This window comes from Pseudoalteromonas sp. 68 DY56-GL68, assembly GCF_041414825.1.
Taxonomy (GTDB): domain Bacteria; phylum Pseudomonadota; class Gammaproteobacteria; order Enterobacterales; family Alteromonadaceae; genus Pseudoalteromonas.
The window spans coordinates 239,410-260,105 of record NZ_JAOCZL010000006.1 but is presented as its reverse complement, the minus strand read 5'-3'; the positions used below and the strand labels follow the sequence as shown (position 1 = coordinate 260,105).

The 20,696-nt window shown below is 42.0% G+C and carries 16 protein-coding genes; 10 read left to right on the top strand and 6 right to left on the bottom strand.

The window, feature by feature from the left end:
* The first annotated feature begins 41 nt into the window (after positions 1–41).
* From ggt to NYF15_RS01870, 5 genes are all read left to right on the top strand, one after another.
* The gene (gene ggt, locus NYF15_RS01890; protein ID WP_371352587.1) at positions 42–1,739 is read left to right on the top strand and encodes a gamma-glutamyltransferase; all 1,698 of its coding nucleotides are present in this window, start codon (positions 42–44) and stop codon (positions 1,737–1,739) included.
* Positions 1,740–2,282: 543 nt separating this feature from the next.
* Positions 2,283–2,627, top strand: coding sequence for a hypothetical protein (locus tag NYF15_RS01885; RefSeq protein WP_371352586.1), 345 nt, complete (start codon positions 2,283–2,285; stop codon positions 2,625–2,627).
* Positions 2,628–2,739: 112 nt separating this feature from the next.
* On the top strand, positions 2,740–3,081 hold the full coding sequence (locus NYF15_RS01880; protein WP_237118782.1) for a hypothetical protein: 342 nt from the start codon (positions 2,740–2,742) through the stop codon (positions 3,079–3,081).
* Between the two features lie 111 nt (positions 3,082–3,192).
* Positions 3,193–3,543, top strand: a complete 351-nt coding sequence (locus NYF15_RS01875) for a hypothetical protein (protein WP_237118781.1) — start codon at positions 3,193–3,195, stop codon at positions 3,541–3,543.
* Between the two features lie 128 nt (positions 3,544–3,671).
* A complete protein-coding gene (locus tag NYF15_RS01870; RefSeq protein ID WP_237118780.1) occupies positions 3,672–4,427 on the top strand; it encodes a hypothetical protein in 756 nt (251 codons plus the stop codon).
* Positions 4,428–4,865: 438 nt separating this feature from the next.
* Here NYF15_RS01870 and NYF15_RS01865 read toward each other — a convergent pair whose 3' ends face one another.
* From NYF15_RS01865 to NYF15_RS01845, 5 genes are all read right to left on the bottom strand, one after another.
* On the bottom strand, positions 4,866–5,528 hold the full coding sequence (locus NYF15_RS01865) for a class I SAM-dependent methyltransferase (protein WP_371352585.1): 663 nt from the start codon (positions 5,526–5,528) through the stop codon (positions 4,866–4,868).
* A 9-nt stretch (positions 5,529–5,537) separates the two neighbouring features.
* Positions 5,538–9,191, bottom strand: a complete 3,654-nt coding sequence (locus NYF15_RS01860; protein WP_371352584.1) for an SbcC/MukB-like Walker B domain-containing protein — start codon at positions 9,189–9,191, stop codon at positions 5,538–5,540.
* Positions 9,188–10,420, bottom strand: coding sequence for an exonuclease SbcCD subunit D C-terminal domain-containing protein (locus NYF15_RS01855; RefSeq protein WP_371352583.1), 1,233 nt, complete (start codon positions 10,418–10,420; stop codon positions 9,188–9,190). The genes NYF15_RS01860 and NYF15_RS01855 overlap by 4 nt, the downstream gene beginning before the upstream one ends.
* Positions 10,421–10,489: 69 nt before the next feature.
* The gene (locus NYF15_RS01850; RefSeq protein WP_062567824.1) at positions 10,490–10,726 is read right to left on the bottom strand and encodes a hypothetical protein; all 237 of its coding nucleotides are present in this window, start codon (positions 10,724–10,726) and stop codon (positions 10,490–10,492) included.
* Positions 10,727–10,860: 134 nt separating this feature from the next.
* Positions 10,861–11,097, bottom strand: coding sequence for a hypothetical protein (locus NYF15_RS01845; protein ID WP_371352582.1), 237 nt, complete (start codon positions 11,095–11,097; stop codon positions 10,861–10,863).
* A gap of 272 nt (positions 11,098–11,369) precedes the next feature.
* Here NYF15_RS01845 and NYF15_RS01840 point away from each other — a divergent pair, with 272 nt between their 5' ends.
* The 4 genes from NYF15_RS01840 to NYF15_RS01825 all read left to right on the top strand — a co-directional run bounded on the left by NYF15_RS01840 (position 11,370) and on the right by NYF15_RS01825 (position 15,909).
* A complete protein-coding gene (locus NYF15_RS01840) occupies positions 11,370–13,808 on the top strand; it encodes a M1 family metallopeptidase (protein ID WP_371352581.1) in 2,439 nt (812 codons plus the stop codon).
* Positions 13,808–14,311, top strand: coding sequence for a DUF6702 family protein (locus tag NYF15_RS01835; RefSeq protein WP_371352580.1), 504 nt, complete (start codon positions 13,808–13,810; stop codon positions 14,309–14,311). Before NYF15_RS01840 ends, NYF15_RS01835 begins: the two co-directional genes overlap by 1 nt.
* A gap of 122 nt (positions 14,312–14,433) precedes the next feature.
* Positions 14,434–15,051 (top strand): HAD family hydrolase, encoded by a 618-nt coding sequence (locus tag NYF15_RS01830; protein ID WP_130152010.1) that lies wholly within the window; start codon positions 14,434–14,436, stop codon positions 15,049–15,051.
* Positions 15,052–15,183: 132 nt separating this feature from the next.
* Entirely contained in the window at positions 15,184–15,909 is a 726-nt protein-coding gene (locus tag NYF15_RS01825) for a YebC/PmpR family DNA-binding transcriptional regulator (protein ID WP_054553380.1), read from the top strand.
* Positions 15,910–16,083: 174 nt separating this feature from the next.
* Here NYF15_RS01825 and NYF15_RS01820 read toward each other — a convergent pair whose 3' ends face one another.
* Positions 16,084–18,258 carry a malate synthase G gene (locus NYF15_RS01820; RefSeq protein WP_371352579.1) on the bottom strand — a complete coding sequence of 725 codons (2,175 nt, stop codon included), beginning with the start codon at positions 18,256–18,258 and terminating at the stop codon, positions 16,084–16,086.
* Positions 18,259–18,487: 229 nt separating this feature from the next.
* Here NYF15_RS01820 and NYF15_RS01815 point away from each other — a divergent pair, with 229 nt between their 5' ends.
* Positions 18,488–20,089 carry an isocitrate lyase gene (locus tag NYF15_RS01815; protein WP_130152007.1) on the top strand — a complete coding sequence of 534 codons (1,602 nt, stop codon included), beginning with the start codon at positions 18,488–18,490 and terminating at the stop codon, positions 20,087–20,089.
* Positions 20,090–20,696: the final 607 nt, after the last annotated feature.

Below are 20,696 nucleotides of genomic sequence, written 5' to 3'. Positions count from 1 at the left end.
GCTTTTTATAGTGAATAAAACAATAAAAAAGGGCAATAACGATGAAACCAGCTTCACATATAAAAAGCTTAGTACTAGCGGTATGCTTAGGTACAACAGGTGCTACTCAAGCTTACGATCGCATCACTGGCCATAATTTTGCCAGTCGTTCTGAAGTCATCGCACAATCAGGTATGGTTGCCACATCACAGCCATTAGCTACGCAGGTTGGCTTACAAGTACTAAAAGACGGTGGTAATGCCATTGATGCGGCGATTGCTGCTAATGCAGTACTGGGGCTCGTTGAGCCGACAGGGTGTGGAATTGGTGGCGATTTATTTGCCATTGTTTGGGATAACAAAACTAAGCAACTTTATGGTTTAAATGCCTCTGGTCGTTCACCACAAAGCTTGTCTTTTGATACTTTAAAAGCGCAAGGTGACACTATTCCTGCTTATGGGCCCTTGCCTGTGTCGGTACCAGGTGCGGTAGATGGTTGGTTTGAGTTACATAAAAAGTTTGGCAAAACACCAATGAAAGCCTTACTCCAGCCTGCTATCGACTACGCTGAAAATGGCTTCCCTGTGTCTGAACTGATTGCCTATTACATGCAAAAAAGTGTGGCTGCGCGTGGTAAATATCCAGGCTTTAAATACGTATATATGGCTGATGGGGCAATGCCAGAAAAAGGAGAGATCTTTAAGAACCCAGCCCTTGCAAACACCTATCGTAAAATTGCCAAAGGTGGCCGCGATGCCTTTTATAAAGGCGATATTGCCAAAGAAATTGGTCGCTACATGAAAGAAAACGGCGGTTACTTATCCTATGAAGATTTAGCTGCCCACCATAGTGAATGGGTTAAGCCTGTGAGCGCCGATTATAGAGGGTATACGCTTTGGGAGTTGCCACCAAATGGTCAAGGTATTGCCGCACAGCAAATTCTTAATATTCTTGAAGGTTACGATATCAAAGCAATGGGTTTTGATAGCCCTGAATACGTACACACCTTTGTTGAAGCGAAAAAACTCGCGTTTGCAGATCGTGCAAAGTATTACGCCGATCCAGCGTTTAACACCATTCCCGTACAAACACTTATTTCGCAGCAATATGCTGATCAAAGACGCAAACTGATAGACCCTAACAAAGCCGCAAAACGTGACCATGCAGGCCCAGTAGAAGGCGATACCATTTATATGACGACCGCCGATAAAGACGGCAACATGGTTTCGCTTATTCAAAGTAATTACCGTGGTATGGGCTCTGGTATGACACCAGCCAAATTAGGTTTTGTATTGCAAAACCGTGGCGAAATGTTCGCCCTTAAAAAAGGTCACATGAACCAATATGAGCCAGGAAAACGCCCGTTTCATACAATCATTCCTGCGTTTGTCACCAAAGATGGCAAGCCATATATGAGTTATGGCGTGATGGGCGGTGCGACACAGCCACAAATGCATGCTCAAATACTTATCAACATGATTGATTTTGGCATGAATCTCCAAGAAGCCGGTGATGCACCGCGTATTCTGCACACAGGTTCATCGCAGCCAACCGGTGAAATCATGGAAGACGGCGGTTTTGTTAGCTTAGAGTCAGGTTTTTCAATGGAAACCCGCCGTGAGTTAATGAAAAAAGGTCACACCTTACAAGACGCCGTTGGCCCATACGGTGGTTATCAAGCTATATTGAAAGACCCTAAAACCGGCGTTTACTACGGCGCATCTGAAACTCGTAAAGACGGCCAGGCTGCGGGGTATTAGGTTCTCGGTAGTTAACGAGTTTCAAGAGTAAAGTTAGCGAGCCTTGATGTAGCAGCGATTTTACATCGCGTAGGCGTGAAATTTATTTCGCGCGATGGTTCATTACTCGCTAACTCCCAACCACATACCCTGCAAATATGATGAAAGTCAGCGTTGAGCCATTTTTCTTTCTGAACATCTTTAGTACCGATAAAAATCTATCGTTCGTAGGTTGGCTAGAGCGCAGCGAAACCCAACAAGTTAGCGAGTTTCAAGAGTAAAGTTAGCGAGCTTTGATGTAGCAGCGATTTTACATCGCGTAGGCATGAAATTTATTTCGCGCGATGCTTCATGGCTCGCTAACTTCCAACCACATACCCTGCAAATATGATAAAAATCAGCGCTGAGCCATTTTTTTTTCTGAATATCTTTAGCATCAATAAAAAATTTATAGTTAGCAATGCATTACGTTATTTGTTAATAATAGAATTATTAAATATATGAGCGTGATACCGGAAGAAAGATGTGCGATGCGCGCGCTATTAAAGTCACACAGGAATCGCAGTGAAGTCTGAAATTGAAGCATGGATTAAGCAGATAAGTGATCGTCCCGAGGTTAAGGCAATAAACATAGGATTGTTTCAAGCTGGAAGTGTTTATCAAGCATATTTGATCGGTTCTTTTGAATACGATCCAGAAGATGATGATTGGGCATGTAGTGAAGATTATGTACCAGAATATAGGTATCTTGAGCTACCCGATACAAGCGAACTTGGTTGGGAAACTTTATTAGATTTAGTTTCAAAGTCCATTTCTGAAATTATTGCTGACAACGTTGATAACATTCTTAATCATGTTCCTGTTGTTACTGTCGGGTTTGATGATGGAAATCTGATCAGGATTAAGTGACTTATAACAAACGTATGAATTCGTTACCTTCGGCCACTCGGACAAAAACACGGCGCTGCCTCGCAATTATAGCGCAGCACCTTCTCCCTTTATGGGGGAGTAGACATACTCTATGATTCAGGTTAATAAAAATAGAATCGAGATAAATGGAAATATTGTTGAATTGCCATACTCAATTTTGGAAGCCAAGGAATTAGACCAGAGCATTTTAGTTATTTTCGACTACATGGAGTTTTCTCAAAATTCCGTAGCACGAAATTTCCAATGTATAAATCTAGATGGCTCTGTTTTATGGGTAGCAGAAAACCCTACAACTCAGAGTTCAGATGCTTATGTTAACTTTACAAGTATAGATCTAAACGGTAATCAGGTTGTCGTAAATAATTTTGCAGGCTATACATGCACAATAGATCTAGCTGATGGTAAGTTACTAAAAGGTGTGTTTTCAAAGTAGCGCCTAACAAGAAGCTTGAAATAGTTACGAACGCTTGGCTTGCGCTCGTTTGTCACTAATTTTAGCCCATATTTTCACCCGCAAATCGGGTGTTACATGCAAAGGATATTCATGCTCAGATTCTTAGTTTTAAGTTCTCTTTTAGTAACCTCAATTTATTCCACAGAGGTTCAAGCTGACTGCGATATCTCTGGTATTTGGAGGCATTCAACCAAGCCAGCAAAATTACTAGTCGACTTAAGAAAAGGCGAAATCTCTGTTCAGTCTCATGATAACAATGCTAAAGCAGTCGGGTTAGTAGTTTTAAAAGACCTTAAGTCTAGTTTAACTTCAGCAAATTGGGATGCAAAAATGTATAGTGCAGCTGAAGATTCATTTGTCGATGTTCAAATAACATCTGAAAGTTGTAATCATCTAAGTGTTAATTATAACAGTGAAGAAATCTTAGAGCTTTTCAGGTAAGTTTGCATACAATAAACGCAAGCCGCGGACAAATCTCCGTTAGGCATTTTTTGTTGGCTTCGCCATTTTACACAAAAATACCTCACTGTAATTTACCGTTGTTGCGGGCGTAGGTTTTTAGGGAGCTTATGGTGTTAACTGAGTTTCAGAAGAAGGTTTTAGAAGTGTCATCTAAAACTAAAGGCCCTGCTGGCTATGCTGCAAAGTCGAGCATCCAACATCTTCACAGAGCTTTTGAACTGGCTGATTCAATGCCAGAAATATCTGCATTCTTAGCTATCACCGCTGAGGAAGAGGCATCTACAGCTCTATTTCAAGCCCTAAAGAACAAAAAATACACAGCATCAAAAGCGTTGAAGAAAAACGATCACAAACACAAGGGAGGTGTATATCCATTCCTTATGTTAGTGGGAGAAACGCTCAACATATTGAAGCATGAGCTACCAATCGAGATAACATTTGAGATTCCAAGTGATGAAAATAACGAATTAATAAAAACTCGAATGTTTATTGGAGGGGTCAATGGGATCGATACATATATTTATCCTGACCCACCATTAAATTTAGTCTCGGTAGATCCTTCAGGGAAAGCTAAAGACTATCTAAGAGATGTGAAAAAAGTGGCTCAGGATAAAGGGATTTCGTCAATCTTCGAGCATATTAAGGAAGTTGCCAATATTCGTAATAAGATGCTTTACGCATCTGACACAGCAATCCCATGCGTTCGAAGTATCGGTGAGCTTTTAGAAAGGCACCTAGGAGCTACCTTCTTGATACATATTATATATTTGTTTGTTGTTCAAAACCCTAAGCAAAATATAGTTGAAGAGTGTCTCAATGTGTTCATGAAAATTCAACATCGGCTTGAGCATGCAGAAACATAACAAACTTAACAAGTCGCCGTTGGACACCAAAACTACGAGGCGATTTTCGCATGTTTCAACCCATCGCCACTATATTTAACCGCCCCATATTGCGGCGTTAGTGCATAGAAAGTTTTATGAGAAATTCACCTAATACAACCGACGAGCTAACATGCCTTTGTCTAGAAATAAGTTGATTGACTCAAGGTACAAAACTGTTATTCACGCTAAGATTCAACACTACTACCAAGTAAAGTTAGCAAGTTAAAAGAGTTAAATTAAATAACATAAATCGCGCGAAATAAATTTCACGCCTACGTGATGTAACTTTACTCTTTCCCCTTGTAGCTCGCTAACTTGTTGGTTTCAATCTGAGAGCTGAGAGCTCTCTTAACTCGTTAACTTGTTGGGTTTCGCTGCGCTCTACCCAACCTACGAGCTGACAGTTCTAGAACGTAGCTAACTCCCAACCACATACCCTGCAAAACCAAGCATTTTAAAATACTGTTTTGGGGTGCTGAATCCAGTTTCATTTACTAATTCAGAAAAACGAATGCGGTCTAATGGGTAAAACTCGTGCTCTAGGTTGTGGCGCATGCGCTCTGTGCCAGCTTCAGTCAAACCTAACTGTGAACAAAGCTGTAGTTGAGATTCGCGCTCAAAAGCAGATTCTGGGCGCATTAAATCGGCAATATATAAGTTGCTCGATTTTTTAAGTTTGCTGTGAATCGCTTTTAACAGCGTTTTTTTATCGCCATTATCTTCAACAAAGTGCATGACCAGTAAACACAGTGCGGCGTCGCATTGAGTGTCGATGTCGTTGATATCACCGCAGTGTACTGTCACGCGATCGCTAATGTTATGCTGGCCAAACTGTTGCTCGGCAATATCGAGCATGTCTTGTGAAATGTCTTGAGCAATAAACTGCCAGCCTGGTTTTAACGCCGCTAATTCAATGATTTCTTTACCTGTTCCGGCACCAACCACTAAAATGCACGCATCATCGTTCAGCGTTGTTGCTAATTGGGCTGCAGTTGCTTGATGTAATAGCTCATAACCTGGAACTAGTCGCAAAATACGTTCGTCGTAGTGACTTGCTTCTTCATGATTAAAAGTTGGCATGCTAATCCTTTAAATAACAGAGATGGTCGAATAACCACCTGGTTTTTTCGCTACATGCACTTGCGTGGCAACGCGTTCGGTCATTTCTGATACGTGCGAAATAACCCCCACTTTGCGGCCTTGTGCTTGTAGAGAATCAAGAGCATCCATCGCGATGCTTAACGTTTCACTGTCCAACGTACCAAACCCTTCGTCGATAAACAAAGAGTTTATTTGCACTTTATTCGACGACAACGAAGCAAGCCCTAGCGCCAGTGCTAACGACACTAAAAATGACTCACCGCCCGATAATGTATTAACAGAGCGCTGCTCATCGGCCATGTCTTTATCGATAATAGCGATATCGAGCGTTTGCCCTATGGCTGTTAATTTGTAGCGCTTATTTAGTGTTTGTAAGTGACTATTCGCATAATGCAGCAGTATTTTTAAAGTTTGCGTTTGCGCTAAATTACGCATGGTTTTGCCGCTGGCATCACCGAGTACCTTATTGAGTAAATGCCAGTGCTCATAGCTTTTTTGCTGTTCTACTAATTGCTTTTGTTTATCTTCAAGCGCTTGGCTATTTTGTTGATGGGTTTTAAGCTCAGTCGCAACTTGCAATAATGCGTTATTCGCTTGTACTTGTTGCTCTGTGGCTTGATTAAGCTGTAATTGCAGCTCATCTTCACCGAGAGCTGGCTTATCATTTTGATGCTGAGCCAGCGCCTGTTGTCGTTGTTTTAAAAGAGCCTCAGCGTCTTTTAAGCTGCTCTCGGCGGTGTTGTAATCTGCCAGAGTTTGTTTAATTTCAGCGGGGTTTATTGTTAATAACTGACTAACGGCTTGCTCATCCAAGCTTGGGTGCTGCGCTTTAAAATCGTTAAACCACAGACTAAAGCGCTCATTAAGCGCCGTTTGCTCAGCGGTGAGTTCGTTTTCACGCTCATCAAAATTGGCGATTTGAATGGCTTGTTCGTCACGCGTCTTTACCGCGTTACTATGGGTTGTCTGGGCAAGTTGCAGTGCCTGCTGCGCTGAATCTATCGCCTTTTCAAGCTCTGCTATAAACTCATCTACCGATATCGATGGGTTACTAAATAACCCCTCGCGCTTTGATTTTATCTGCGTTAATTCTATTTGAGTTTGGCTTAGTTGCTCGTTGCACTGAGTTAAATAGGTATGTGCTTCGTTAAGCTGCGGCGTTACATGCGCAAGGTGCTGCTCAATGGCTTTTAAGTTCGTTTTAAGTTCATCCGCTGTTAGCTGCGAAGCTTGATAAGCCTCAACGTGATCTGCAATGACCTCTAAAGAAATGCTTTGTGTATTGAGTGCCTGCCACCAAGGTGCACTAGTGAACTGTTGATTCAGTGTGGTGTGCAGCTGCTGATGCTCATCATTGAGCTCGTTTAAACGTGTTTGCTGATTATTCAGCTGTTGCTGTAATTCGTTTAACTGCTGCTCTTTGCTATGAAGCGCTTGCCCTTGCTGATTATACTCAGCTTGCTTAGCCGCAAGCGTGTTTTGCAGTTGTTGTTGCTGTTCAAGGGTTTTGTAGTATTGCTGTTTTTGCAGGTTTAGCTGTTGCTGACGCTCGTTTAACTGATCTTCGGTTAAATCATTTAGCTCAGTACGGCTTGCTGCCATGGTTTCTTTGAGACTCTGTTGTTGAGCACTCAGTTCTGAGATTTGCCCGTTTAACGAGCTTATCTGTTGGCCACATGCCGCCAGTTCATTACTTTTAGCTTGCTGTAATGCGTGTAGAGTATTTAAATGCTGTTTGGCGTTAGTTAACTGGTTGGTAAAGTCGTTAATAAGTTGACTAAATTGCTCATTAACCATTTCTTCATGCATAAAGGGGTGCTCTTTTGAGCCACATACTGCACACGGCTCCCCTGCTTTTAAAGTGGCACGTAACTGGCTGACCCCTTCACTGGCTCTTAACTGCACTTGCTGTAAGTTTTGCTCACAAAACGAAACCTGCTGCTGTGCTTGCTCTGCCCCTTGCTGCGCATCTTTTAATGCTGTTTGTAGTTGCTGCTCAGTTTGGCTTAATGTGTTTAGCTGGGTTTGCCAATTTTTTAACTGCTGATGATTAGTTTGCCATACTTGGCGCTTTTCAATCAGGTGTTTAATCGCCTCAAGCCCCGCATCAATATCCGCCATTGATTGGGTGTTTAAACTCGATTTAAAGGCGGTATCTTGCTCATTTAGGCGCTTAATTTCTTGCTCAAGGGCTTGGTATTGAGTTTTACACTGCTGCGCAGCTGCTTGCTGCTCATCAATCTTAGGCTGAAGAGACTTTACGTTTCGCTGTGATTGGCTAAGTGTGTGCTGTTGCTGGCTAAAGCGGCTTAATTCACTTTTATAGAATGACCAGTCTTTCGCTAATGGTTGCCATTGTGCGTGTGTCTCTAAATAGCTATTAACTTGTGCTTGTTGATCGAGCTGTTTTTGCTGCTCTGCTTTATGGCTATTAAGAGTATTACTCAGCTCTTGGTGATGGTGCTTTGCTTTTTCTGCTTGTACTTTTTGCGCCGCTGCTTGCTGATTTAAAACCGCAAGTTGCTTATCTAACTCACGTGCTTGACTTATAATAGGCTGCGCGTCTTTTTGTGCTTGTTTAGCTTGGTTAAGTTGCGCGGTTTGCTTTTCAAGTGTTTGCTCAGCGTCTTTGATCAGTGTTTTATGGTCAACGTTTAAAAGCTGCTCACGGTTTTTAATAAGTTGCCCATGTTGAGCTGTAATTGTCGCTACGCGTTCACGGTTATCTTTTATTTCTAAGCATTGCTGGGCTTGTTTGGCTTCAGTGGCTTTTTCAGCAAGCGCGTGCATTTGCAGCTGTAACTCTTGCTTTGCTTGCTCAGCTTGGTTTAGCTGTTGCTGCTGCTGAGATGCTTGCTTGTACCACGCTTGGTACTGTTCAAATTGTTTTATTTGCTTTTGTAACTCAGCAAGTTTAGCCTCAAGCGCCGTTTGTTCTGCTTGTTTAATTTCGACCTGTTCAGGACTTAAAACCTGATAATTACTTAAACTTAATTTTAACTGCTCTAATGCTTGCAGCTGATCACGATGGCGTTCAAAAATTCGCTGACCAATACGGCTAAATTTATCGGTGCCTGTTAAGCATTCAAGTAGTTGCGCACGCTCATCCCCTGTTGCTTTTAAAAACGCAGCAAATTCATGTTGCGCAAGCAGCACAGCGCGTGAGAACTGCTCGAAGCTCAAACCGATAATACGCTCGATTTCTTTACCCGCCGCGCTTCTATCAGCGATTAGGGTTTCATCAGGTAATGAATAAAGGCTATGTTGTGCGGGTTGTAATTTACCATCGGCTTTATTACGCGCTCGGCTAAAGCTTAACCTTGCTCGGTACTGTTGTTTATCTTGGCCAATAAAGTCGACTTCGGCAAAGCCCTGCCCTGCCCCACGGCGTAATAAGTTTCGCGAGTCATTGAGTTTGATATTGTCGCCGTTAAAGTCAATTTTATTGCCTGTATCACCGCGTAGCCGTGCTGTTTTGTTATAAAGTGCTAAGCAAATAGCATCGAGCAAAGTACTTTTACCCGCGCCGGTATCACCCGTGATGGCAAACAACCCAGCTTCTTTTAAAGGTGAAGCATTAAAGTCGACTTCGGCGTCTAAGATAGAGGCGAGTTGATGAACACGAATCGCTAAAATTTTCATAGTAGGTCCTCTGCATTCAACTCATCGATCACTTGGCTTAATAAGCCCTCTAGCTCTTTTGGTACAGCCTGCCCTGCCATATCTTTATTGTTTGCAAATGCTTGCTCTAAAAGTGAATGTGGGTTCAGCGCTTCAATTTGTGAGACATCTTCAAATAGGGTTTGTTCATCGTCTTGCGGGCTGTTCTGCTGACGCACCCTTTCAATGCCGCAGAACTTAACCTGCTTACCTTCAAGTGCTTGTTCTATTTGTTCTCTGAAAGTGGTGTCAGTGTCATGGGCGCTCAATTTAACCCGCAGGTATGGTGCTAGATCTTCATCTGTTAAATCGAGTTGTTTTATAAGCTCACAGAGTTCGTTGAGTGGTACGCAGTCTTTCTCTGGTAGCAACATGACTTTACAAAAACTAGGGATGTAAAGGGGGTTTACAGAAGTACCTGAGTCACTAATCTTGACTAGCACAACTTGATGCTGATAGCGTCTCTCAGAAAATGACATCGGCATTGGCGTGCCACTGTAGCGAATGGTCTCTTTCTTCGCGACGGTTTGAGCCTTATGAAGATGCCCTAGCGCCACATAATCAGGTTGATCAGTAAATATGCTTGCCGATATCGCATCTTCACCACCAATCACTAAGTTACGTTCAGAATCAGATGAGATATCTCCGCCTTTTGCATGCAGGTGGCCCATGGCAATTAATGGCGCGTTTGGTAATTCGCTTGCTGCTTGTAATGCATCTTTGTAGGCAAGGGCTACTGCTTGATTGTATGTTAGCGGCTGCTCTTGCTGGCGGTTATAACTGCTTAAATCACTACTACGTAAAAATGGCATAGCAACAACATTCGCATCGCCGTTTTTAGTGCTGATAGGCAGGACCACTTCATGGGGGGCATTGCTATCAAAGCGGCCAACAACATGGGTATCAAACTGAGCTAATAAAGGTTTTGCCGCCATAATACGATTTGCTGAATCGTGATTACCTGCAATAATCACTATGTGTAAGTCAGGGCAATGCTGCTTAGTGGTTTTAATAAATTGATAGAGTTGGTTTTCTGCACTGGCAGGTGGCGTTGCCGTATGATAAATGTCACCCGCAACCAGTAATAAGTCGATCTGTTCTGAGACAAGCGTATCGGTTAACCAAGCAAGAAATGCTTGATGCTCATCGAATCGGGAGTGCTCGTAGAATTGCTGGCCTAAATGCCAATCAGATGTATGAAGGACTTTCATTAAACGCTCTTATTATTTATTAAGAGCGTCAATATACCTAAGCTGAGCCAAGATGCCCAGCTTGGTTTGTTAACTTAAGCTATACCAAGCAAAAACCACCATAGGTAGAGCTAACAACGCCATAATCAATGGAACTTTAAGCGCTTTGGTTTGTTTTGCTTGTAAAATTTTAAGGGCATTCGTTTCATTACATGCCGCTACTTTATCAATATAAAAATACCCTGAATCTAGGTACTGTTTACAATTTTGTTCGTCCGCTGGAATTGCAATTAGTTCTTGTTGTTTTTTTAGGATATAGAAATCCATAAGCCCACCGAATTCTAAGCTGTTTACCGACACATTTTTGGGATAAATACAGCTTCTGTATTGACCCAAAATCAAAAAAGTGGGCGATTTTAAATACAAATGGCAGTAAATTTCAATAGAAAATGTCGCAAAAATTAATTTATTGCGAAAATAATGAAGGTTAGAGTCAAAATCACTAAAGATGAGCCTAAAAACAGCCCTTTTTTAGTCCATTTTGAACAGGGAGATGTGCGTGCTAATGCATCGTCTTTATCACATGCATTGACCACTTCAACATATTCAAAGCCACGTTCTTTGTACTCGTTTAAAATCGATTCTTGCGCAGGAATAGCGGCTAAACGAGAGTCTTTTTTTACAATATAAAACTTCATCTAATCACCTTTATTACTGTTAAACAAAATTTAACCAAGTTGGCTTAATACTAACTGTAATACTTTGCAATGAATTAGTGCTGAACTAAAAATAACCAATCTGTTTGTAAACCCCCTTTACACAACCCAAAAGTAGAGGCATATGGCTTCATAAACAATTCATTGCACAAAGACGAATACTAACCTAAAAAACTAGCATTTTATCGTGATTTTATTGCAACCTTGTTAGCTGTTTGAGATGGTAGGCTTACACTTAATTTACAGGATTAACAATGAAAAAAGCAGTTCTCCATTTGAGTGCTTTGGTATTGCCTTTGGCAGTATCTTCAGCAGTCATGGCGTCATCGGTAGAGCAAACTAAAGGCTCGTTTGTTGATAAGTTTCGTCAACTTGACGAAGCACTCCCAACTCCAAACGTATATAGAAGTGCTGCGGGTGCCCCTGCTGAAAACTACTGGCAGCAACAGGTAAATTACGATATTGATGCTAAGCTTGATGAAAAGAAACGTCGCTTAACAGCAAGCCAGACAATTGAATACAAAAACAACTCACCTCACACCTTAAAGTACCTTTGGCTACAGCTTGACCAAAATATCTTTAAATCTGACTCAATTGCTGAAATGACATCAACTTTCAATGGTAAAACATTGCAAGGTGACCCTCAGCCAAAATCAACCAAATTGAGCTTAGGTCAGTTACGTCGTCAGCAATTTATGGCCGACAACGAGCTGGGTTATCAAATCGCCAATGTTAAAGACGAAGACGGAAAAGAGCTTAAAGTAACAGTCGTTGATACCTTAATGCGTATTGACTTGAACGAGCCACTTAAACCGGGTAAAGACGTTGAGTTCAGCATGGACTTCGCCTTTAACATTGTTGAAGAAGATGCTGTTGGCGCTCGCTCTGGTTATGAGCACTTTGAAGAAGATGGCAACGATATCTTCTTATTAGCCCAGTGGTTCCCTCGCCTTGCTGCATACACTGACTATGAAGCGTGGACGAACAAAGCTTTCTTAGGTAGTGGTGAATTTACCCTTGAATTTGGTAACTACGACGTTGAATTAACCGTTCCTGCTGACCACATCGTATCGGCAACGGGTATGCTTGATAATCCAAGCAGTGTTCTGACTAGTACGCAGCGCAAACGCCTAGAGCAAGCTGAAGATGCTAAACGCCCTGTTTTCATCGTGACTGAAGAAGAAGCATTAGAAAACGAGAAAGAAGGCACAGACAAAACCAAGACATGGCACTTTAAAGCTGAAAATGTCCGCGACTTTGCGTGGGCGTCTTCACGTAAATTTATGTGGGATGCAAAAGGCTATCATCAAGGTGGTAAAGATCAGCCGTTAGTTATGGCGATGTCTTTCTACCCGAAAGAAGGTGGCGATCTTTGGAAGAAGTACTCTACTGAAGCTGTCGTGCATACGATGGAAGTGTATTCGCGCTTCTCGTTTGACTACCCTTACCCTGTGGCTCAGTCTGTAAATGGCCCTGTAGGTGGTATGGAATACCCCATGATCACCTTCAATGGTCCGCGTACTGACCTACAAGACGACGGAACACGTACTTACTCACAAGCAGAAAAACGTTTCTTAATCGGCGTTGTTATCCATGAAGTAGGTCACATTTACTTCCCTATGGTGGTTAACTCTGATGAGCGTCAATGGACTTGGATGGATGAAGGTCTTAACAGCTTCTTAGATGGTGTTGCTGGTCGTGAATGGGACCATACAATTCCTTGGGGTGTTGAGCCTCGCGATATCGTTGAATACATGAAGTCAGAAAACCAGGTGCCGGTTATGACGCAATCAGACAGCGTATTACGTTTAGGCCCGAATGCTTATACTAAGCCTGCTGCCGCACTTAACATATTACGTGAAGTGATCCTTGGCCGTGAGCTATTCGACTTCGCATTTAAAGAGTATGCACAGCGTTGGAAGTACAAGCGCCCTACTCCTGCTGATTTTTTCCGTACAATGGAAGAAGCGTCAGGTGTTGACCTAGATTGGTTCTGGCGTGGCTGGTTCTATACCACAGATCACGTTGATATCTCGCTAGATAAAGTTTACCAACTACGTTTAGACACGAAAAACCCTGATATCGACTTTAGCCGTTTGCGCGACATTGAAGCTGATAAGCCAATGCCATTATTCGTAAAACGTAATAAAGAAGAAGGTAAAAAACTGTGGGTTGAAGAAAACCCAGATATAACTGACTTCTACGACGAAAATGACCGCTTTACGGTCACTAACAAAGAGCGCAATGCGTATAACAAATTCCTTAAAGGTTTAGAGCCTTGGGAACGTAAAACGTTTGAGCGTGCAATCAAAGAAGATAAAAACTACTACGTACTTGAGTTCTCAAACTTAGGTGGCTTAGTCATGCCTATCTTACTAGAGCTTACTTATGAAGATGGTAGCAAAGAAGAGCAGTACATTCCGGCTGAAATTTGGCGTCGTAACCACAAGCATGTTCAAAAGCTAATTGTCACAGAAAAGGGTAAAAACCTAGTGTCAGTTACAGTGGACCCACGCTGGGAAACAGCGGATGTAGATGTAGAAAACAACAACTACCCGCGTCGTATTATTCCATCGCGTATTGAAGTGTATAAGCGTGAGAAGAGTAAAGCGAAAGTCAGCCGCGATATCATGCAAGATATTAAAACTGAGCTGAAAAAAGGTGATGAGAAAGACGCCCAGGAGCAACAATAATGCGCTTCGCAGCCATTGTTTTTGTTTTATTACTGAGTGCGCCAACCATGGCGCACCAGTTAAAAGCGTCTGTGACAACCGTGTTATTTAACAAACGCACCAACAACATAGAGCTAATGCATCGTTTTTATTTACATGATACTGAGCATGCTGTTGAACACTTGTTTGATGGCAATGCCGATATCTTAAGTAATAAAGATGACCAAAAGCGTTTTGCTGATTATGTTGAGTCACATATTGCTCTGCAAACTTTAGATGGCAAGCCACTTGAGCTGAAAGAAGTCGGTGCGCAAGTTGATGGTAAATTCTTTTGGGTTTATCAGGAAGTCACGATCCCTGAGGGAATTCATGGCATTCGTATGAGCAACGGAGCACTTCGCGACCTTTGGCCTGCACAAGTGAATATGGTAAATATTGAGGGTAAAGGGAAAGTAAAAACACTGACCTTTAGCCAAGATGATACCTGGCTTGAAGCTAAGTTTGAGGCGTTAGAACCTCAATAGTCTTATACAAAAGGATTAAAAAACTTGGCTTTTTAATCCTTTGATCCTTTAATAAAGCTATATCGTACACTATCTTATTAGTGGGTATGAACATTTCCCAATCGCCATATACAAGGATTTATATGAGTATTTATGATAACAATATTCGTGGTGTGATTTTTGACTTAGACGGCACTTTGGTGTCATCAGAGCTGGATTTCTCACTGATCAAAGCACAAGTGGGTTGTCCTCTTGAGGAGGATTTGTTGGCGTATATTGCCACTCTTCCCTCGCCTTACATGCGCGAAGAGGCGATGAATATTGTCCATCAACATGAGCTTATTGATGCGCAGCACGCACATTTATTGCCTGGTGTGGCTGATGCGATTACCAAACTAAAAGAAAGTAATATTCCAATGGCTATTGTGACTCGTAATTACGACCGTGCAGCCGCCATTAAGTTAAAAAATAATCCACTGCCAATAGAAACTGTTTTGACTCGCTCTGATGCACCTGCTAAACCCGATCCAAGTGCATTAAATGCGATTGCCACACTGTGGGAGCTTGACCAATCTGAGTTGCTGTATGTCGGTGATTATTTATTTGATATACAAGCAGCCCACAACGCTAACATGCGAGCTTGTTTATACGCACCACATGAAATTCCTGAATATGCAAATCAAGCTGATTATGTACTGCATCATTTTTCAGAATTGCCAATTTTGGTTGATTCATTCCAAGAAAGTAAGGTGTTATGTTAAATAGCCTTGTTTTTTATTTTTCCTGATATTAATTGTTAGTTTTTTATTTTTCAAAATGTCCTAGTACTAGCCCAAGCCGTCATGAGTTGCTAAAATATCGGCAATTATCAAATGTATTCATAGAGGCATAAGATGGGCAGAGCATTTGAAGTCCGCAAAAACGCCATGGCTAAAACAGCCAATGCAAAAACTAAAGTAAATTCTAAGTACGGTAAAGAAATCTACGTTGTTGCTAAAAATGGCGAACCAGATCCAGAAGTTAACCAAGCGCTAAAACGTATTATTGAGCGTGCAAAAAAAGACCAAGTTCCAGCACACGTAATCGATAATGCTATCAAAAAAGCAGCCGGTGGAGCAGGGGAAGACTACTCTCCAGCACGTTACGAAGGCTATGGCCCTGGTAACTGTATGGTAATTGTAGACTGTTTAACTGATAACCCTAACCGTACTATCAAAGATGTACGTTTACCGTTTACAAAAACAGATTCAAAAATAGGTACACCGGGCTGTGTAGCGCATATGTTCGACCACTTAGCTGTTTTAGGCTTTGAAGGTGATGACGACGAAGTTGTACTTGAAGCGCTAATGATGGCTGATGTAGACGTAACTGATGTAGAAGTAGAAGATGGCAAAGTGTCAGTGTTCGCTCCACATACTGAGTACTACAAAGCAAAAACTGCTCTTGAAGAAGCATTTGAAGGTATTAACTTTGAAGTAGACGAAATCACGTTTGTTCCACAAGTTCATACTGACATCACTGATCCAGATGATATCGCAAACTTTGAAAAGTTTATTTCTATGCTTGATGACTGTGATGACGTTCAAAACGTTTATCACAATGCGATTGTTAAAAATTAGTTTTTAAAAATTAACACTTAAAAAAGGGGCATTTGGTAATAAATGCCCCTTTTTTAATAGATTTTTATTATGCCATGAATGGTGGCTATTCACTGTAGTTATGAGTTTAGTTAAAAAAAGCAGCCAAAGGCTGCTAGGAACGACACATCAAACTCGAAGGGAGTTAAATTGTACTTAATTTAATGACTTATACTTTATACGGAACGCATGCAATAATGGTTCAGTATAGCCACTAGGTTGTTTAACTCCCTCTAATACAAGGGCTAAAGCTGCTTGATAAGCAACGCTTTGTGCTAAGGTTTCGGCTGAATCAGCCATGTTATTGTAGGCCGGATCCCCTTCATTTTGACCATCAACAACCTTTGCCATTCGCGCCATGGTTTTTTGAATTTGCTCTTCAGAACACACACCATGATACAGCCAATTAGCCATGTGTTGGCTTGAAATACGCAGTGTGGCACGGTCTTCCATTAAGCCTACATGGTTGATGTCTGGTACTTTTGAGCAACCAATACCTTGGTCAATCCAACGCACAACATAACCTAAAATGCCCTGTGCATTGTTATCCAGTTCGGCTTGAATATCTTCTTTGCTTAAGTTGCTGGCATCTTTCATAAGCGGTGGAGTGAGTAAGCTGGTAAGGCTTGCTTCTTTGCGGTCCATAAGCGCTTTTTGACAAGCAAATACATCAATATCGTGATAATGCATTGCATGCAGAGTTGCAGCAGTAGGAGAGGGCACCCACGCGGTATTTGCACCACTTTTTGGGTGACCACTTTTTTGTTCCATCATTAACGCCATTTTATCTGGCATTGGCCACATACCTTTACCAATCTGTGCTTTACCACTGAGGCCAGTTGCAAGACCAATATCTACGTTGCGGTCTTCGTATGCGCTGATCCAAGGTTCAAGTTTAATTGCGCCTTTTGGCAGTACTACACCTGCTTGCATTGAAGTATGAATTTCGTCACCGGTACGGTCTAAGAAACCTGTATTAATGAATACAACACGCTTTTTAGCCTCGAAAATACACGCTTTTAAGTTAGCTGAAGTGCGGCGTTCTTCATCCATAATCCCCATTTTAATGGTGTTTGCTGGTAAGCCTAATAGCTGCTCAACGCGAGTAAATAGGGTATTAGTGAAGGCCACTTCTTCTGGACCATGCATTTTGGGTTTAACAATATTAATGCTATTGGCCGTTGAATTTTTAAGGCCCCCTGTGCCTTTTAAGTCATGAAGTGCTGCAGTGCTAGTGATAATGGCATCCATAATGCCTTCAAACACGTCATTGCCTTCACTATCTTGGATAGCTGGGTTTGTCATTAAGTGGCCAACATTACGTACAAACATCATGCTACGGCCTTTTAGCGTCAGTGTTTCACCACTTAAAGCTTGGTATTGGCGGTCTTGTGCTAAACGGCGTTCAATGGTTTTACCGCCTTTGTTAAATGCTTCTACAAGGTTTCCTTGCATTAAGCCAAGCCAGTTTTGATAGACGTTTACTTTGTCTTCGGCATCAACGGCAGCAACAGAATCTTCACAGTCCATAATTGTTGTAAGGGCTGCTTCAAGTAATACATCTTTAAGGCCAGCTTTATCTGCTTGGCCTATAGGGTGGTGATGGTCGATTTGCAGTTCAATATGTAAGCCACTATTTTTCAATAAGATAGCGCTTGGATTTTGCGCTTCACCTTGGTAACCAATAAGTTGTTCAGGGTTAGCTAGGCGAACCTGGCTGCTGTCACGTAATGTGATTAAAAGCTCATTGTTAACCACTGAATAGCTGGTGCTTTCGATGTGCGAGCCATTTGCTAAAGGCAATGCTTTATCAAGGAACTGGCGGGCATAAGCCATCACTTTAAAGCCACGTACAGGGTTGTATGTAGAGCCTTTCTCGGCACCGTCATCATCGCTTAATACATCAGTGCCGTATAGCGCATCATACAAAGAGCCCCAGCGAGCATTCGCAGCGTTTAAGGCAAAGCGTGCATTGCTCACTGGCACAACAAGCTGCGGCCCCGCTGTGCTTGCGATTTCAGGCTCAACTTGCTCTGTTTCTATGTTAAAGCTAGCTGGCTCAGGAACGAGGTAGCCAATCTCTTCAAGGAATGCTTGATAATTCGCTGCATCCCACACTGGTTGCTGCTTATGGTAGTCATCAATCTTAGCTTGCAGTTGTTCGCGTTTTTCTAAAAGCGCACGATTGATTGGCGTTAATTCGTTGACGATATCAGCAAAACCTTGCCAAAAGGTGTCTGTGCTGATGCCTGTTCCAGGTAAAAGTTGCTGCTCAACAAACTGTGCAAGTTGTTGATCAACGCTTAAACCGTTAAGTGAGAGAGTGGTCATAATAATGTCCTTTAAACGAGCTTAATTTGATCATTCATGGTTCAACCATATCGTAAAAAAGGCTAATAAGCAGGCTATTTGCCATTCACTAAAAATATAGTGGCAATAACAACTATAAATTTACTAAATCCAAAAAATCCGCCTAATGTTGAATTAAGCGCTATGAAGCAAACGCCAAGTAGCCACTCTCACTAACAAAAAATAGATAACCCGTTCGAAGGATTTTATTATGACAACATATCAACGCGAAACCGATAACCTAGCTACTTTATGTCAAGCACAAGGCAAAACGTGGCAGTCAATCAACCCAGAATACGCAAGCCGTATGCGCTTACAAAACCGTTTTCGTACGGGTCTAGACATTGCTCAATACACTGCAGACATTATGCGTGCTGACATGGCTGCCTACGATGCCGACCACAGCCAATATACACAATCATTAGGTTGTTGGCATGGTTTCACTGCACAGCAAATGATGATGGCAATTAAACGTCACAACAAAACAACTAAACGCAGCTATGTATACCTAAGTGGCTGGATGGTTGCGGCACTTCGCTCTGAGTTTGGTCCATTACCCGACCAAAGTATGCATGAAAAAACGTCTGTTCCAGCGCTAATCGAAGAAATCTACACTTTCTTAAAGCAAGCTGATGCACGTGAACTTGACCACCTTTACAAAGATCTAGACGCAGCGAAAGCAAACGGCGGTGATGTTCAAGCCGTGCTAAATAAAATCGATAACTTCGAAAGCCATGTTGTGCCAATTATTGCTGATATCGATGCGGGTTTCGGTAACGAAGAAGCAACTTACCTACTTGCTAAAAAGATGATTGAAGCGGGTGCATGTGCTATCCAAATCGAGAACCAAGTATCTGACGCAAAACAATGTGGTCACCAAGCTGGTAAAGTAACTGTACCGCATGAAGATTTCTTAGCAAAAATTAACGCAGTTCGTTACGCATTCTTAGAGCTTGGTATTGATAACGGTATTATCGTTGCGCGTACTGACTCATTAGGTGCAAGCCTTACTCAAAAAGTGCCGGTATCTAAAACACCTGGCGACCTTGCTAGCCAATACACATCGTTCCTTGAAACAACACCAGTAAACAGTGTGGATGACTTGAACGAAGGCGACACAGCGATGAAGCTTAATGGTCAGCTTTGCAAGCCAACACGTTTAGATAATGGTTTATACCAGTTCCGCGAAGGTACAGAGAAAGACCGCGTAGTTCTAGACTGTGTAACTAGCTTACAATCAGGCGCAGACTTACTGTGGATTGAAACAGAAAAGCCAAACGTTAAACAAATCGCTGAGCTTGTTAACCGCGTTAAAGAGCAAGTACCCAATGCTAAGCTGGTATATAACAACTCACCGTCGTTCAACTGGACACTTAAATTCCGTGAGCAAGTATATGCTGAGTGGCAAGAACAAGGTAAAGACCTATCTGCTTACCCAAGCATCGATGACAACAAGGCATTAATGGCTCCAGAAATGGATGACACAGAGCTTGCAGCGGCAGCAGACGTACTTGTGCAAAATTTCCAAAAAGATGGTGCACGTGAAGCGGGTATCTTCCACCACCTAATCACGCTACCAACTTACCATACAGCGGCGCTAAGCACTGATATTCTATCAGAAGGCTATTTCGGCGACCTAGGTATGCTAGCGTATGTTCGCGACGTACAACGTCAAGAAATCCGCCGTGAGCAAGCATCAGTGAAACACCAAGACCTAGCAGGTTCTAACATTGGTGATACTCATAAAGAGTACTTCTCTGGTGAAAATGCGCTTAAAGCCGGTGGTGAAGCAAATACCATGAACCAGTTCTAACTAAGTTGTAATTTCCTTTATAGCTATTCAATAATGTTGTTAGGGGCCTTCGGGCCCTTTTTCACATTTTAGCTATCAGCTATCAGACTCGTTTCTCGCACCTCGCACCTCGTACCTCTCACCTCGCACATCGCACATCGCATCTCGAATCTCGAATCTCGAATCTCGAATCTCGCAGTTCGGATCACTCTTTAACCAAGTCTTGGATCAGTCATTTACTAGCTTTATAAAAATACAGATCACGCATTTACCAGCCTCAGAATTTTAGATCAGGATTTAACTACCTCCGTCTTATAAGCCTTAATTAGGGCTTTTTACCTGATTACAGCCTCTAGAATGGTTAAAATTGGGTCATATAAACGGCAATTTAGGGCTGTTTTGTAGAATCTTACGATTTATAAACCGATTTTTTATTAACTCACTTAAGCCATAAACCGATTTTTTACCAACTCAACACCCTTACAAACCAAAATTTTACTAACTGAAGCTAGGTTTCTAGCGGCACAAACCGATTTTTTACTAACTCAAGTTACTGATTTTGGCTATAAACCGATTTTTTACCAACTGCTTTTTATTGAATGTCCGATATTCATTAGAGGTATGTAAG